At 45.3% G+C, this 15842-nt stretch carries 15 protein-coding genes and 1 riboswitch; of the genes, 4 read left to right on the top strand and 11 right to left on the bottom strand.

The features are described 5' to 3' along the window. Nucleotides 1-113 precede the first annotated feature (113 nt). A complete protein-coding gene (locus OYT88_RS17345) occupies nt 114-524 on the top strand; it encodes a MaoC family dehydratase (RefSeq protein WP_274401612.1) in 411 nt (136 codons plus the stop codon). Nucleotides 525-905: 381 nt separating this feature from the next. Beyond that, the gene (locus OYT88_RS17340; RefSeq protein WP_443217542.1) at nt 906-1880 is read left to right on the top strand and encodes an acetyl-CoA carboxylase carboxyltransferase subunit alpha; all 975 of its coding nucleotides are present in this window, start codon (nt 906-908) and stop codon (nt 1878-1880) included. 486 nt (nt 1881-2366) lie between these two features. Here OYT88_RS17340 and OYT88_RS17335 read toward each other — a convergent pair whose 3' ends face one another. From OYT88_RS17335 to OYT88_RS17315, 5 genes are all read right to left on the bottom strand, one after another. Further along, nucleotides 2367-3338, bottom strand: coding sequence for an ABC transporter ATP-binding protein (locus OYT88_RS17335; RefSeq protein ID WP_274401611.1), 972 nt, complete (start codon nt 3336-3338; stop codon nt 2367-2369). Further along, the gene (locus tag OYT88_RS17330; protein WP_274401646.1) at nt 3335-4396 is read right to left on the bottom strand and encodes an ABC transporter ATP-binding protein; all 1062 of its coding nucleotides are present in this window, start codon (nt 4394-4396) and stop codon (nt 3335-3337) included. Before OYT88_RS17330 ends, OYT88_RS17335 begins: the two co-directional genes overlap by 4 nt. A 37-nt stretch (nt 4397-4433) precedes the next feature. Then, nucleotides 4434-5327, bottom strand: coding sequence for an ABC transporter permease (locus tag OYT88_RS17325; protein ID WP_338000562.1), 894 nt, complete (start codon nt 5325-5327; stop codon nt 4434-4436). Nucleotides 5328-5339: 12 nt separating this feature from the next. Next, nucleotides 5340-6284: an ABC transporter permease gene (locus OYT88_RS17320; RefSeq protein ID WP_274401610.1), complete on the bottom strand. Its 945-nt coding sequence runs from the start codon at nt 6282-6284 to the stop codon at nt 5340-5342. A 73-nt stretch (nt 6285-6357) separates the two neighbouring features. Beyond that, nucleotides 6358-7920 carry an ABC transporter substrate-binding protein gene (locus OYT88_RS17315; protein ID WP_274401609.1) on the bottom strand — a complete coding sequence of 521 codons (1563 nt, stop codon included), beginning with the start codon at nt 7918-7920 and terminating at the stop codon, nt 6358-6360. Between the two features lie 178 nt (nt 7921-8098). Next, nucleotides 8099-8206, bottom strand: a riboswitch (SAM riboswitch). A 529-nt stretch (nt 8207-8735) separates the two neighbouring features. Between OYT88_RS17315 and OYT88_RS17310 the strand changes: the two genes are divergently transcribed. Beyond that, complete coding sequence (locus OYT88_RS17310) at nt 8736-8945, top strand: hypothetical protein (RefSeq protein WP_274401608.1); 210 nt, start codon at nt 8736-8738, stop codon at nt 8943-8945. 487 nt (nt 8946-9432) lie between these two features. Next, entirely contained in the window at nt 9433-10815 is a 1383-nt protein-coding gene (locus OYT88_RS17305) for an amino acid permease (RefSeq protein WP_274401607.1), read from the top strand. 290 nt (nt 10816-11105) lie between these two features. On the opposite strand, the gene deoC is transcribed toward OYT88_RS17305, so the two are convergent. From deoC to OYT88_RS17275, 6 genes are all read right to left on the bottom strand, one after another. Then, the gene (gene deoC / locus OYT88_RS17300; protein ID WP_274401606.1) at nt 11106-11828 is read right to left on the bottom strand and encodes a deoxyribose-phosphate aldolase; all 723 of its coding nucleotides are present in this window, start codon (nt 11826-11828) and stop codon (nt 11106-11108) included. A gap of 353 nt (nt 11829-12181) precedes the next feature. Next, entirely contained in the window at nt 12182-12793 is a 612-nt protein-coding gene (locus OYT88_RS17295; RefSeq protein ID WP_274401605.1) for an ATP-binding protein, read from the bottom strand. A gap of 83 nt (nt 12794-12876) precedes the next feature. After that, nucleotides 12877-13734, bottom strand: a complete 858-nt coding sequence (locus OYT88_RS17290; protein WP_274401604.1) for a class II fructose-bisphosphate aldolase — start codon at nt 13732-13734, stop codon at nt 12877-12879. Nucleotides 13735-13777: 43 nt separating this feature from the next. Continuing rightward, entirely contained in the window at nt 13778-14188 is a 411-nt protein-coding gene (locus OYT88_RS17285) for a tetratricopeptide repeat protein (protein WP_274401603.1), read from the bottom strand. Nucleotides 14189-14202: 14 nt separating this feature from the next. Next, nucleotides 14203-15492, bottom strand: coding sequence for a PTS sugar transporter subunit IIC (locus OYT88_RS17280; RefSeq protein WP_274401602.1), 1290 nt, complete (start codon nt 15490-15492; stop codon nt 14203-14205). A 46-nt stretch (nt 15493-15538) separates the two neighbouring features. Next, a complete protein-coding gene (locus OYT88_RS17275) occupies nt 15539-15841 on the bottom strand; it encodes a PTS sugar transporter subunit IIB (protein WP_274401601.1) in 303 nt (100 codons plus the stop codon). Nucleotide 15842 lies beyond the last annotated feature (1 nt).

Genomic DNA, 15842 nt, shown 5'->3' with positions numbered 1-15842 from the left:
TAAATGTTATCATTCGGGATCGAATGGATAAATTTAAATCGGACAGTTAAAATTCTTAGTCGCTAGTGATTAAGGATTTTGATTAAAAATTAATTAATTAGGAGCTGAGAAAGATGGCAGCAAAGGATTATGAAAATTTTAAAATTGGCGACAGCGCAACTTTTTCAAAAACGATCACCGTACACGATGTTGAAACCTTCGCCGGTCTGACGGGAGATTTTAACCCTGTTCATATCAACGCCGAGTATGCCAAAAATTCCCTTTTCAAAGAAAGAATTGCCCATGGGATATTGACCGCCGGGTTTATTTCTGCTGTGCTTGGAACTAAATTGCCGGGTGAAGGCGCCATATATCTGGGTCAGACTTTAAAATTTACAGCGCCGGTTAAATATGGGGATACAGTTACGGCAAAGGCGACGATAACAGAAAAACGGGATGATAAAAGAATTGTTAAACTGCATACCGTCGTGACGAATCAAGACGGAAAAACGGTTATTGACGGAGAAGCGGTTTTGAAGTGCTGAAAAACAGCGGAAAAGGCAATAAAGCAATGATGAACGAACGATGATTGAAGGGCTGTTCCGGGAAAATTTTTTCTTCCGGAAAAGCCCCTCATTTTTTCTATTCCGGTTTACAAGCATCAGCAGAAAAAGTTCGACAATAAGTGATGACGAACGGCTTCTTCTCTCTTCTTAGTTGCCGGCCGTTCCAAAAATTAAGAGGCTAATATTTCCAGACTGCCTAATGAATCCGTCATTGAATCGAAGATCGATTGATAGGCCTCTAAGTATTGTATACTAGTAATATCATTTGAATTTTTTTATTGCCCCTACCCCCTACCGCCACGTGTACGCGGCAGGTCAATTTTTGCATTGAGCAGTTAATCGCAAAGGATGTGGAGCTTTTTGGAGCCGAAAGAGCAAGTGAAAGAAACAATGGCACGGCTAAAACAGGAAATGGACGATTTAAAAAGTTCTATCAGCGAAAGCCATACGGATCTTACTCCGGAAATCGATGAGATCTCTGAAGCCCTTCAAAAAGTAGAAGGAAAAATAACCGGATCGGTGACACCCTGGGATCGTGTCTTAATCGCCAGAAAATTTTCCCGGCCAACGACATTGGATTACATTCATCTTTTATTTACGGATTTTATTGAATGCCACGGAGATCGTTTATTTGCCGATGATGCTGCGATCGTAGGCGGGATTGCGCGTTTTCACGGGCGCCCGATAACCATTATCGGCGAACAGCGCGGGCGAAATACAAAAGAAAATCTTGAACGTAATTTCGGCATGCCGCATCCGGAAGGCTATCGGAAAGCGCTGCGGCTTATGCGGGAAGCTGAAAAATTTCACCGTCCGATCATTACATTTGTTGACACAAAGGGTGCCTATCCCGGCTCCGAGGCCGAAGCACGCGGACAAAGTGAAGCGATTGCCAGGAATCTTTACGAGATGGCCGGCATGACGGTTCCGATTATCAGCGCCGTGATCGGTGAGGGCGCCAGCGGCGGTGCCCTCGCAATCAGCGTTGCGAACAAAATACTGATGCTGGAGAACTCCTGGTATTCGGTCATCTCCCCCGAAGGTGCCGCGTCTATCTTGTGGCGGGACGCCAAGTTTGCGGAAAGAGCGGCACAAATGATGAGCATTACTTGTTTTGAATTAAAAGAACTTGGAATTATTGATAAAATCGTCCCGGAGGTCAGCGGCGGCGCCGATCGTAATCACAAAGAACAGGCACGTTATCTGGATCAGGCGCTGACCGAGACACTGTTGGAGCTCGATAAGCTGAGCCCTGAAGCGCTTCGGGAACAGCGAACCGCCAAGTTTCTGTCGATCGGCACCTTTACAACTGCTAAAGCGGATCATTCTGAATGAGTAAGCAGAGTGATTGGGTTCGTCAACTTTAACTTTTTTCATCCTTCATTGAATCCGACGTGCACTCCTTTATCGATTCAGCCTGCCGGAATCAGTCATTTTGCGTATAATATGTATCTGTTTTGCAATTTCAGCTTTCCTGAGATTTTTTCACAGCGCTTAAGAATATAAGAATAACCGTCTCTTTATTGGGTTCAATGAAAAGAGACGGTTTCTTCGGTTCCGACTGCAGGACGTACCGATTAAACAACAGGACAGCTTTTCGAGACAGGACGTACTGTTTTTATTGTTTCTCCCCCACTTAAAATGGAATGAGCCCGGATAGAGATTTAGCGAATACACGTTCCGCTCTTTGTAACGTTCATTATCTGTGTCAGCACCTGCACTTGGAGGACCATATGCTGCGGCCGCTGCAGCATCTTTCTGATTGATGAGAAATCCGGTTCCCGCCTTTATGGGCCCGTTCAACATGACCGGATGATTCAATTAACTCCATGATTTTATTTTCCCCTCCCTTTTCCTGATACCCGCATACTTATGCCGGTATTCCACAACCTCAGGCTCTGCACAGTAAACGAAATGGCCGGGGACAATTTCATGAAGCTTTTCAGTATATTCGCCGTCTGATACCTGTTGATACTCAATCCGCTTCCGGCTTCGTTCCGAGATTGGATCCGGTTGCGGAATGGCCGACAGAAGGGATTCTGTGTACGGATGCAGAGGTACTCTGTACAGTTCACCTGAATCAGCCAGTTCTACAATTTTCCCCTGATGCATGACGCCGATTCGATCGCTGATATATTTAACCATGGATAAATCATGAGCAATAAAAAGATAGGTCAAGCCCTGCTGCTGCTGTATTTTCTTCAACAAATTAACGACCTGTGCCTGAATGGAAACATCAAGAGCGGAAATGGGTTCATCAGCAATAATCAGTTCCGGGCGAACGGCCAGTGCTCGCGCAATCCCGATCCGCTGGCGCTGGCCGCCGGAAAATTCATTGGGACGGCGTCCCGCATGCTCGTGATTCAGGCCGACCTGTTCCAGCAGCTCGTAAACCCTGCTATCGCGTTCTTTAGGCGATCCGGAAAGATGATGGACATCCATTCCTTCCGCAATAATCTCTTTCACCGTCATATAGGGATCCAAAGAGGCGTATGGATCCTGAAAAATCATCTGAATCTCCCGGCGCAGCGCATTTCTTTCAGCAGATTTTCTGATCTTAAAGATATTTTTCCCTTTAAAATATATCTCTCCGCCCGTCGCTCTGTACAATTGAATAATCGTGCGACCGATCGTCGATTTTCCGCATCCCGATTCGCCGACCAGGCCGAAAGTTTCTCCCTTGAAGACAGCAAACGAAACATCATCAACGGCCCGAACTTCACGGCGGGTTCCAGCATTAAAATATTTTTTTACATGCCGTAATTCCAACAACTTTTCCTCTTTTTCATTCATGAAGGTACCCTCCCCTTTCCAAATAGCCGCTTAAAAATTGCATAGCGCCGTTGGATCTCCGCCGGAGGCGTGACAACGGGCGCCCTTGAATCAAGAAGCCATGTTGCCGCATAGTGGGTATCGGAAATACGGAACATCGGCGGCTGTTCCAGAGTATCTATTTTCAATGCGTAAGGATTGCGGGGCGCAAACGCATCCCCTTTCGGCGGATGGATTAGGTCGGGCGGCGATCCCGGAATGGTATGGAGCTCTTTATCCGTAAGATTCAGGGTGGGCATGGAACCGATCAATCCCCACGTATAGGGATGCTTCGGATTATAAAAAATTTCATCCACTGTTCCGATTTCAACGATCCGCCCCGCGTACATTACAGCTACACGACTGGCCACATTGGCCACAACGCCCAGGTCATGGGTAATAAAAATAATGGATGTCTTCATCCTTTTCTGAAGGTCTTTCAATAATTCAAGAATTTTCGCCTGAATCGTCACATCCAGGGCCGTAGTCGGCTCATCGGCAATGAGTATTTCAGGGTTGCATGCCAATGCGATGGCAATGACCACGCGCTGACGCATCCCTCCGGAAAACTGATGAGGATATTGCCTGATTCTTGTTTCCGGCTGAGAGATACCGACCATATTCAGCAATTCGACGGCTTTTTTTCTTGCCTGATCTCTCTTCAATTTTTGATGCATACGCAGGGGCTCAATCATTTGCCGCTCAATTGTCAGAGTTGGATTGAGGGAAGTCATGGGATCCTGAAAAATCATTGCGATGTCTTTTCCCCGTATCTTCATCATTTGCTTTTCAGAAGCACGGGATAAATCGATGCCGTTAAAAAGAATGGAGCCCTTTTGAATATCCGCTGTTTTCTCAGGAAGAAGACGCATGACCGCTCTGGCAGTAACGGACTTTCCCGAACCGGATTCACCGACAATCGCCAGTGTTTCCCCCCGATAGAGAGTCAGATCGATGCCGCGGACGGCCTGAACATCCCCCGCCCGCGTGTGAAACGAAACGGATAAACGATTTATTTGCAATATTTTAGAATCTGTCAAATCAACCACCTCAACTCTGGCTTCTTCATCAACCACTTTATTTTACGGGTTCAATAGCATCCCTCAACGCATCGCCAATAATATTAAAAGATAAAATGACAATCAGAATGAGCACTCCCGGAAAAATAGCAAGATAACCGGCAGTTCCGATATAATCCTGTGCGTTATTCAGCATGCTCCCCCAGGAGGATGCAGGCGGCTGTACCCCGAGTCCGAGAAAACTCAGCGCTGATTCGGTTAAGATTGCATTGGCGACATTGAGCGAAGCAGCCACAACAATGGACGGCATCACTCCCGGAATCAGATGCTTGAAAATGGCCCGCCACATCCTGACGCCAATCGATTGGGCATAAAGCATAAATTCCTGTTCCTTTATACTCATTGTCTGGGACCGTACGATTCTTGCGACGTCCATCCACGACAACAATCCTATAATGATGATCATGTTCGCGACGCTCGGCTTCAGATAAGCATTGAGAATCATCAGGATGAAAAAAGACGGAAGTGTCATAAACACGTCCAGAGTTCTCATGAACAAACTGTCGACCCCGCCGCCCAGATAGCCCGATACCGTTCCAATCAGGGTTCCGAGAGAAACGGCGATCAGCATTGAAAGCAGTCCAACTGCAAGAGATACCCGGCCTCCGTACAGAATTCGGGTCAGATAGTCGCGCCCATGGTCATCGGTACCGAACCAGTGCGCCCATGAAGGTGCCCGGAGCTTATCAGCAATCGATAATTGATTCGGATCATAAGGGGAAAGAAACGCAAACAGACAAACAATGGTCAGCACAATCAATACGGAGCCGGCCGTTACAGCCCGGCGATCATGAATCAGCCGATAAAGAACGGTTTCTCGGCGTTCCTTATAAGTCACTTGTTCCGTTACAATAGAACCCTGGTTGAGAAGTTCAAAACGTCCATCATACATTTTGGGTTCACCTTACTTTCGAATTCTTGGATCTACAATTTGATAAGTGATGTCCGCAAGAAGATTCCCGATAATCAGCAATAATCCTGAAAAAAGCGTCATCGCCATAATAATCGGATAATCCAGGCTGAATATCGCATTCACACTGAGCGAACCCAGTCCCGGCCATGAAAAGACGCTTTCCGTAATATAAGCGCCGGAAATCAATGTCGGAAGCGACATGCCAAGCAATGTAATCACTGGAAGCATCACATTTTTCAAAACGTGATACCATAATAGTTTCCAAATGGAGAGCCCCTTGGCACGGCCAAATTCGACATAACTTTTTCTGATCTCAGACAGGGTGTTGGAGCGGACATAGCGATAGTAAGCCCCGCATCCCTGAAAAGTCAAAGTCGTCACCGGCAGCACAGCATGCCATACCAAATCACCGAAGCTGTTCACACCAACCGTTTGCATGCCAAGCGACGGCAACCAGTTAAGCTTCACTGAGAAAAAATCAATCAGAAGTATCCCGAACCAGAATACCGGAATAGAGATACTGATGTACGAAATCATATTCAGCACATGGTCAATCCAGGTATTTTCATACTTTGCTGCGATCAGGCCCAGTGGAATCGAGAACATAAGCGTCGCCGCCAGCGAGGTACCCATTAAACCGACCGTCGCAGGCAGTCTTTGAATGATCTGCCCGAGAACGGGCTGACTGTTTATCAGCGAATAGCCCAGATTGCCATGCAGGATCTGGCCCAGCCATCTGAAATATTGAATATATACCGGAAACGTGAGTCCGAGACTTTTCCGGATCCGTTCGACATCTTCCGGATGCATATTGGGGGTGACAAACATCTTTACCGGATCTCCCGGCGATAATTTAATCAGTGCAAAGGAGATAATAGAAATTACAAACAGCAATGGAATGATCTGAAGCACGCGTCTGACTGCCATTCTCATCAATCCTTATTCCTCCCAAAAAAGCAGACTTGGTGTCGCCACCAAGTCCGTGATCCTAACAGACACAAATTGATTATTATTTCAAATAAAGTTTGGATAAATCTCTTAAAATCGTCACCGGCTGCGGTTTGGCCGCATCGATGCCGCCATAATTTTTACTGATGGCAAAAAGCGCATCGTCATAAGAGATCGGGTAGAGTACCGCATCATCTGCAAGCTGTTTCTGAATCTGATCATATTCAGCGAATCGTTTGGTCTGGTTTGTCTCAACGGATGCCGTATCCCAAACTTTATCGAGCGCAGCGTTGTGATAGTTTGCATAGTTATATTGCGAGGCCGACTGGAAAAGCATCTTATACGTATCGGCTTCAGGTCCCATAATATAGCCGTTGAGTAAAATACCGTCGGCCGTGCTCTTACGATCGAGCTCAATGTTGGTAAAAGCCGCCGGATCCGTCGGCTTCAGCTGCAAATTCAAACCGATTTTCTTGAATTGTTGCTGGAAATAAAGCGCAATGCTTTCCTGAGCCTTATTATTATTCAGGTAAAGAATGGTAAACGGCTGCTTCTTATCTACCTTACTCTGATCAAGAAGCTGTTTCGCTTTCGTTAGATTATATGGATACGTTTGAACATTGGTATCCTGGAACTTTACATCTGAAGTAAAGATAGAAGATGCCGGAACCGCGTATTTATTAGAACCGTAGGCTGACTTTATGATATCTTCCCTGTTCAGCGCGTAGGAAATAGCCTGGCGAAACGTTTTGTTTTTAAAAGCCGGTACATTCTCATTGAAGGTCGCATAGTTCAGACGATATTCGGGGTAGGAAACCACGTCAACATTCCCCTTGCCGGTCACATTAGCCACATCTTCAGGCTGAATGGCTTTCAACTGTATGCTTCCGTTTTGAAGGCCAAGATTGGCCGCGTTCTGATCTTTCGCAATCTGAAAGACTACTTTATCAAGATGCGGTTTTCCTGCGTAGTAACCATCGAATCGTTTCAATTCAACATACTGGCCGGGTTTATAGGTGACAAACTGATAAGGTCCCGATCCAATCGGATGGTTGTTTTTTGTGCTTTTCTGGAGATTGCTTTCGTTGGCGAAAACATGCTGAGGAATCGGAAAGAGCTGTTCCAGATTCAACTGAAAAGAAGGGGCAACCGTCGGAAGCGTGAATTGAACCGTTTGATTGTCTAAAGCAACCGCTTTGACCGGCTCATTATTAAAAACAAAGTTGCCGCGAAGATCGCTGTTTTGTTTTGGATCGAGGATCGTATTGATCGTGAAGACAACATCCTTGGCCGTTAACGGTTTTCCATCCTGCCACTTCAAATTTTTCTTGAGTATGAGTTTATACGTCTTTTGATCCTTTGATACTGTCAGTTTATCGGCTAACGCCGGTATAACCTTCCGGCCGCTGATATAAAACAGCGGAGCAAACAGGGCTTGCTGAATAGTCAGGGTGACACGGTCGCTGGCGTAATTCGGGTTCAGAACATCCGGATCCCCTGATACAGCAATGGTAATCGATCCCCCCTCTTTACTTCCCTTGCTTGATGATGCTGTACCCGAACCGCATGCCGTTAGCGACGCGATCAAGAGCACGGCAAAAAAAGTAAGCAGCAGCTTTTTCAATTCTCTTCCCCCTCGTAGAAAAATAATAAAATCATACAGCCTTTTTTCTCTTTTAAATAAACCTGCTCAAACAATGATGATCCATCCATTTATTATTTTTTCTCAGGACGAGCCCCCCTCCCGCACTCCGAAAACAAAAAAACAAGCCAAATAAGATAAAAAGGCTTGTCATCCGTCCCTCTTATCTTCAGAACAACAATCGTTCTCCTGGAATTAACACCATACACGCCAATGTGCTGGTTGTCGGGCTTCCTCGGGCCAGTCCCTCCGCCACTCTGGATAAGAAATATAGCATATTAAGTTGATGTGATTAATAATAAATTGTTAAGCCTCCGATGTCAATGATTAAGTGCATTAATCCTATAGACTTTTATATCATTATCCATTTTGACAAACAATCATGCGGCCTGAAAAGAGATTCAGAAATGTCGCATACTGCTGCAAAATATTTTTAAATGGGTATCCTGTCGGACCGCGATGTGAAAGCGCTATTGAAGGGGCGATACTTGGCAAAAATAGGGCGAATCGCGACCATTTTAGGGCGATTGTCCGCTGCTTTAGGGCGATTCATCCTTTTTTCAGGGCGATAAGCTCTTGACGGGGCGATACTTGGCAAAAATAGGGCGAATCGCGACCATTTCAGGGCGATTGTCCACTGTTTTAGGGCGATTCATTCTTTTTTCAGGGCGATAAGCTCTTGACGGGGCGATACTTGGCAAAAATAGGGCGAATCGCGACCATTTTAGGGCGATTGTCCACTGTTTTAGGGCGATTCATTCTTTTTTCAGGGCGATAAGCTCTTGGCGGGGCAATACTTGACCAAAACAGGGCGAATCGCGACCATTTCAGGGCGATTGTCTACTGCTTTAGGGCGATTCATTCTTTTTTCAGGGCGATACTGGCCGGCGGCCCGGCTGCATAGAGTGGATTTCAGTTCCTTATCGACCGTCACAGAGAGTTTATCGGTCGTTACACCCGGTTTATCAACCGTCACAGAGAGTTTATCGGTCGTCGACGGTGCTTAATCGGTCTTCAGCTATTACACCCGGTTTATCAACCGCGACAGGATTTTATCGACTGCTGCAGAAGTTTGTTAGTCACGGAAACGCTCTCCGTCTTTCAAAAGATAGATGGTTTCAGGAAGAGTCGAACATCCATTGACGGCACAGCAGGACAATAAGCTAAAGAGGCACTCCTATTAATGTCCGAAACTGCTTGCTCATTCTGCAGCCGTTCCCCGTCTACAAATTCCAATGACAAGAAATTTTTTTGCTCAAAGGTTCCCTGTTGTTCTATAATAGATAATTATGGTATATAACAGCTGGGAATCGAACCTCGCCGTTCCCGCCACGAACCCTCACAGGAGAACACAAACCCCCTTTATGTCTCTCTCAGCATGCCCGGTTATGCCCGCCATCTGGGATTCAGCGCTGTTTCATGAAGCCGAGGTTCAGCAGAATATGAAGTTCAAACTGTTTTTTTTGAAGTTTCATTCAGGAAAGAAGAGGAATTATGTCAGAGAATAAAAAATTAAATCGTGGTTTGAAGAACCGGCACATTCAATTAATGGCTATCGGCGGAGCCATTGGGACTGGACTTTTCCTGGGCGCCGGAAAATCCATTCACTTAGCCGGTCCCTCCATCTTACTCGTTTACTTAATCATTGGTATCGCTCTTTTCTTCGTCATGCGGGCCTTGGGAGAATTGCTCATCTATCGGCCTACAACCGGTTCGTTCGCCGCATTTGCCGAGGAATTCATAGGACCGTGGGCCGGTTTCATTACCGGCTGGACCTATTGGTTCTGCTGGATCGCGACGGCTATCGCGGAAATAACGGCCGTCGGCATTTACATCCAATTTTGGTTTCCGGCTGTCCCGCAATGGATCCCGGCGCTTATCTGCGTTCTTGCCTTATTTATTCTGAATATGTCGACTGTCAGAGCTTTTGGTGAAATTGAATTTTGGTTTGCTTTAATAAAAATTATTGCAATCTTAGCCTTGATTGCAATAGGATTGGTTCTTGTACTGGCAGGATTTCACAATCATGAGACGCACGCTGCCTTTTCAAATTTATGGGCCAACGGCGGATTTTTCCCTAACGGGTTTACCGGATTTGTCCTTTCATTCCAAATGGCCGTATTTGCTTTTGTCGGCATAGAGCTTGTCGGCATTACGGCCGGGGAAACGGATCGCCCGGACAAAACGCTTCCTAAAGCCATTAACAACATACCGATTCGAATTTTGATTTTCTATATCGGCGCCCTTTTAATGATCATGTCGATTTATTCCTGGAATGACGTCAGTCCTTCAAGCAGTCCGTTTGTCCAGGTTTTTACAATGGTCGGAATACCCAGTGCAGCCGGTATTGTTAACTTTGTCGTCCTGACGTCCGCCGCTTCTTCATGTAACAGCGGCATTTTCAGTACAAGCAGAATGCTGTATTCGCTTGGCGAACGCGGTGAAGCACCAGGCAAATTAAAAGTCCTGAACAGCAGGAACGTCCCTGCTCCCGCATTAATTGCATCAGTCATTATGCTCTTAATCGGTGTGCTGCTTAATTATATCATTCCCAATGCAACGACCGTTTTTACCCTTGTAACCAGCATAGCAACTATTTGCTTTATCTGGGTATGGGGTATTATCTTAATCGCACATTTAAGATTTCGAAAATTAAAACCCGAGGAAGCCAGAAAAAATACCTTTAAAATGCCTTTTTCACCTTATATAAATTGGATTATTCTTGCCTTTTTTGTTTTCGTTATTGTCCTGCTGGCACTCGCCGCAGATACGCGCATTGCTTTGTTCGTTACACCGGTCTGGTTCGTGCTGCTTGTGGCGGCCTATCTTATAAGGAAGGCAAAAAAGCAAGGCACTCAACAACACAAGCAGGCATAAGTCTGTTTGACTGTATTCTGCCCGTAGTCATTTACAGGCCGGATGCCGCTGCAGAATTTTTGCGTGACCCGGATGTTCGCTATTTAACCGCTCTTAATTTAATGATGATCCGGTCTTTTTCATAGCTGTTACGCGGGCATAGTCATCACTTACTAAAAGATTGGATATCCCATGTTAAAAATGAAGATGAGATGATGAAAACATGAAATTTCAACAAATGCCGACCAACCAAAACACATCCTGAAAGACCGGCTGCGGACACTTGCAGTTGGCCGCTGTCTGACGCGCGTTTAAATATTCGGGTCAATGCCGATGAATGCTTTACCCGTTTCTTCCATTATTTTCTTAAGCCCGGTCACGATTTTTATGCCTGAACTGCAGCCGATTCTCTCTGCTCCGCTTTCAATCATTTTAATAAATGTTTCCGCATCGCGTATGCCGCCGGCTGCTTTCACTTTCACAGCCGTCCCCACTGTCTGTTTCATAAGACGCACGTCTTCACAGGTTGCACCGCCCGGGCCGAATCCGGTCGAAGTCTTTATAAAATCCGGACGTACCTCTTTAGCAATGTTTGCTACCTTAACAATCTCGCTTTTGGTCAGATAAGCGTTTTCAAATATAGCTTTGGAGACGGCTCCGTACTGATGGCAAACCGAAACAATTTGAGACATTTCTTCCTTTATATAGGCATCATTCTGATTTTTCACTTCCGCAATGTTTATCACATAGTCGATTTCATCTGCGCCATTGTCAAGTGCATCTCTAGCTTCTGCTGCTTTCGCCTTGATCGAGGTCTGGCCCAGCGGAAAACTGACGGCTGCTCCGACGTGGACGTCCGTATCTTTAAGCAGTTGGGAACAAAAACCGGATTGCACTTGATTAACTGCCACCATTCTGAAGTGAAACGTTTTTGCCTCCCTGCACAATTTCTCGATATCCTCTTTCGTTGCATCGGGCTTCAAATTGGTGTGATCGATGAGCCTGCACAGCTCATCAAGGGTATATTCGGTCATTTAACAGCGCTCCTTTAGATAAAGATATCTATCAATTGACTTAATTATACATCCGGAATTAATCGAACGGCAGACCGGAAAAGTGAAAATGGTGAACCTGCTCTTTATGTCTCATTGATCCGATCCGTCGGCGTTCTGAAGCTTTGAACTTATTTCATTGATAGATCTCGTTCTCGTTCGCAGTCCCTGTCCCTAATGATTCCCGGATGGCCGGTCCATAGCTCTGCATTCTAATGGAGCAGCTGCACGGCCCTCTGGAATCGTGACGGCGGACTCAGGCTGTCGCTCACCTGCCTTAAATCAGGCAACGGAAAAGCAGCGATTATTCGGAGCCGGATCGGAAAACCCAAAACCTATTCAATCCATTGTTTTAATTTCTTCAGCAAGTCTGTGTAATCAACCTTAGAAAAATCATTGACGTCTTCAGTCAATAACCTGCCTAGCCTGAATGTATTGTAACCGCGTACTTTTATTCTGTCGCTGAACAATTTTTTTGTGGGCAAACCGTCCGCTTTCGAATGATCATCTAAAACATCGCCATAGTGATAATGATTCATTATATGGCCAAGATGACGGGTCGGATCGAGATCTCTCTTTCGCTGTCTCTCATACAGTACATCAGTATCTGCATAAAGGCGGATCGTAATCGGGACATAATCATATTGTTTTGCTAAGTTTTCCAGTGCGGGTTTTTGTTTGTCACTGAATGGATAATCCGTCAAAATATGGCGCTCTGTTTTCATCGCTTCGTCAATTGCTTCAAAGTAATCCTGCAGCGATTGACGGTCAACCTTTTTCTTTTCATCTAAATTATCAAAGCCGTACTGATCATAATTAGCCTCTTTAATCTTATCCATATTAACATTGGCAAAATGGCCGATCTCTTTTTCTATCATGTCTCCGAGGTATGTTTTACCCGTTCCCGGCGGTCCTGCAATCAAAAGCAATACTTTTTTTGCTGCCATAATCCTTGCCTCCCCAAAATAAAATAAGGATCATACACTCAATATGGATCCTTATTTTAGTCAGCCTATAGATTCAGCGTACATTATGCCATTAAAACATTATTATTTTTGTTCATGAATAAATTAATCTTGTGGAATACTATATCGTGGACAGCTTCATTGCAAGGCACGATATTGTTCCTCAGGGAAGCATTGACTTCAGTTGTTTTGAATTTTTCTTGAGCTGTTTTTGTCCAGGTAACCAACAGTTCAGTGCCCACGTTAAATTTTCTGATACCGTTTTCTGTCAATCGATGATAATCTTTTTCATTCACACCGGTTCCGCCATGAACTACCATGGGAACCGATAAGACTTTGTGCAAGGCTTCAATCAATGGAAAGTTCAGCTGGGTCTTGGACCTGAATTGTCCGTGATGAGTGCCAATACCGACGGCCAAAGCATCAACGTCTGCCTGTCTGCAAAACGCAACCGCATCTTTAGGATCGGTGTAAGCCCCCTCTTTAACCGTGACCCCTTCTTCCGTGCCGCCGATCGTACCGATCTCCGCTTCGACAGACACATGACGCGGATGAGCATATTCGATCACACGTAAGGTTTTCATGATATTCTCTTTCAGCGGCAATGCTGAACCGTCAAACATAACCGAGCGATACCCGGCATCAATCGCATCTTTGATATCTGCAAAATTCTTTGCATGATCCAAATGTAAATCGACATCGACAAGCAGATCCTCGGCCATCGATTGGCAGACAGCAACGAAGTTCTTCATTCCCACATAACGCGCGGTACCGACGCTTGTCTGAATAATGATCGGCGAACCGGCATCTCTTGCGGCCGAGATCATGGCCGGCACCATTTCCAGGTTATGAGCATTGAATGCTCCAACCGTATAATTAAGTCTTTCTGCTTCTGTAAGCAGGTCGTGTAAATTCTTGAACATAATATTGCCTCCATCGTAGATTTATTATCCCGTAATCAACTGATTAAGATAAACTCGATCTCATGACGCGCTTCGACATATCTACAAGACGATCCATTTTGCTGACCCACTTTTGTATTTCATCGTCATTCTTTGCCCTTGCAGCTTCCTGGCGTTTTCTATCATATAAAAAGAGTAAACCGTTATAAGCACTGCCGAACTGTTCTTTCTCCGCCAGACTCTTTTCAAAATATTGGATCGCCTGATCCGCATCGCCTAATTCCTGATATATCTGTCCCAGGTTATTCAGAATCGTGATCTTGTCACCGTCTTCGGCCTGTCTCAATTGTTGTTGAAGGTGGTGCAATTCTTGTTTTAATTCTTCAGGATCTCTGGCCGGCTTTGTCTCAGGCGTTTGATTTTCTTCTTTTTTTGGAACATGGCTGTTCCTTTTTTTGAATAAACCTTTGAACATTTATATCACCTCTATTAAATGGCTTTAAGGATCGGTGCCAGGATCCATGCATATAACAAGGCGGAGACGATCGTATCCGAATCGGTCGCGCTTGCATTGACGAATCCCATGTTCAGAAGAACGCCTACCAGCAATGCAGGCAGTAGTGTAATAAATAATCCGTGAAAAATGCCGCCAATGATGGCCCCGCGGCGGCCCCCGACGGCATTGCCGAAGATTCCTGCCGTACCGCCGGCAAAGAAATTAGTCAGCATCCCCGGCAAAATAACGGCTAACCCGACAGCCGGCATCAGGAACATGCCCAGAACCGTACCAATCGTTGTCGTTATAAAGCCAAGGATAACAGCATTGGGTGAATACGGGAACAGGACCGGGCAATCCAAAGCAGGTTTTGCATTGGGAACCAGCTTCATGGCAATACCACGAAATGCCGGAACGATTTCACCAAGCAAGAGACGAACGCCTGCTAACAGGACATAGACGCCGACGACGAATTGGATACCTTGCAAAAATGCATACATGATGTAGTTCATTCCGGCAGTTCCCGCCGCCCCCCATTTAGGGCCGGCAAAAGCGGCAGTAATCATATAAAGCGGAACCATGACAACGGCTACTGACATATACGTATCCTGTAAAAATTCCATGCTCTTCGGAAGCTTCATTTCTTCGACAGAATGCTTCTTTTCGCCGCGTTCACCGAACAGCCATGCAACACCTGATTCAAACATATAACCGACTGTACAAAAGTGTCCTAATGCAATGGCATCATTTCCGATAATCTTTCTCACGATAGGCTGAGCAACCGCCGGCATAGCTACAGCAAAGATGCCGCCGATAATACTGCCTACAGCTATATTGGTAAAACCCTTCAGGCCTGCAAAGTTGCCGCCGACAACAGTCATCGTTGACATCCAGAGTAAAGCCTGGCCGGTTAAGAAAATATATTTCCATTTGGTAAATCGGGCGATAATGATGTTCACGATAAAGATGCCGAGGAACGTTAAGGCTATGTCATTGCCCAGCCCTAAATTGTTCATCGCCTGTCCATTAATTGCCTCGATACTGGGAACGATACCTTGTAAATGAAAGCCATGTTGAAAAATAGTACCGAAATATGTCAAACTGGCAACGATAATTGCCGAACCGGCTGATAATACTTCGAAGCCAAGCAAAGTCTTGAATGTTCCCATCAATATCGATCCGGCTGATTTTTTCTGTAAAATCAAACCGAGCATAGCAATCAAGGCAATAGTGATAGCTGCCTGAGTCAGAATATTTTTAATAATAAAATCAACAACGATCATGGGAGTTGCCCCCTTTGAATGAATTTATACATATTTTGTCGGCCGATTAATTCTGAAGCTCCTCGATGACGGGCAGCAACTTATCTTCTATTTCTTTAGGATCAACAATATTATGCAAAAACACCAAACGAATCTTATCATCCAGATCATATTTACTAAATTGCGATTTAAAATTCTCGGCCGAAACAATGATATCTGTTCTTAAACCGGGTGTGGACGATATGGCTTCATGTTCCAATTTCGCATCCAATCCTTTTTTGTTCAACACGTCTTCGGCAACCATCTGGCAGGCGAGACTGCTGCCCAAACCGGCGCCGCATATAAAATAAATCGTTAACTTTCTGTTCATC

The sequence above is a fragment of the Sporolactobacillus sp. CQH2019 genome (genome assembly GCF_028765345.1).
Classification (GTDB): domain Bacteria; phylum Bacillota; class Bacilli; order Bacillales; family Sporolactobacillaceae; genus Sporolactobacillus.
This window is presented reverse-complemented; position numbering and strand designations above follow the sequence as displayed.

Excerpts from the sequence above, each read along its gene's own strand:
- OYT88_RS17305 (WP_274401607.1), top strand. The coding sequence starts at position 9,433 with ATGTCAGAGAATAAAAAATTAAATCGTGGTTTGAAGAACCGGCACATT.
- OYT88_RS17335 (WP_274401611.1), bottom strand. The coding sequence starts at position 3,338 with ATGAATGAAAAAGAGGAAAAGTTGTTGGAATTACGGCATGTAAAAAAA.
- OYT88_RS17345 (WP_274401612.1), top strand. The coding sequence starts at position 114 with ATGGCAGCAAAGGATTATGAAAATTTTAAAATTGGCGACAGCGCAACT.
- OYT88_RS17275 (WP_274401601.1), bottom strand. The coding sequence starts at position 15,841 with ATGAACAGAAAGTTAACGATTTATTTTATATGCGGCGCCGGTTTGGGC.
- deoC (WP_274401606.1), bottom strand. The coding sequence starts at position 11,828 with ATGACCGAATATACCCTTGATGAGCTGTGCAGGCTCATCGATCACACC.
- OYT88_RS17280 (WP_274401602.1), bottom strand. The coding sequence starts at position 15,492 with ATGATCGTTGTTGATTTTATTATTAAAAATATTCTGACTCAGGCAGCT.
- OYT88_RS17290 (WP_274401604.1), bottom strand. The coding sequence starts at position 13,734 with ATGTTCAAGAATTTACACGACCTGCTTACAGAAGCAGAAAGACTTAAT.
- OYT88_RS17295 (WP_274401605.1), bottom strand. The coding sequence starts at position 12,793 with ATGGCAGCAAAAAAAGTATTGCTTTTGATTGCAGGACCGCCGGGAACG.
- OYT88_RS17325 (WP_338000562.1), bottom strand. The coding sequence starts at position 5,327 with ATGTATGATGGACGTTTTGAACTTCTCAACCAGGGTTCTATTGTAACG.
- OYT88_RS17285 (WP_274401603.1), bottom strand. The coding sequence starts at position 14,188 with ATGTTCAAAGGTTTATTCAAAAAAAGGAACAGCCATGTTCCAAAAAAA.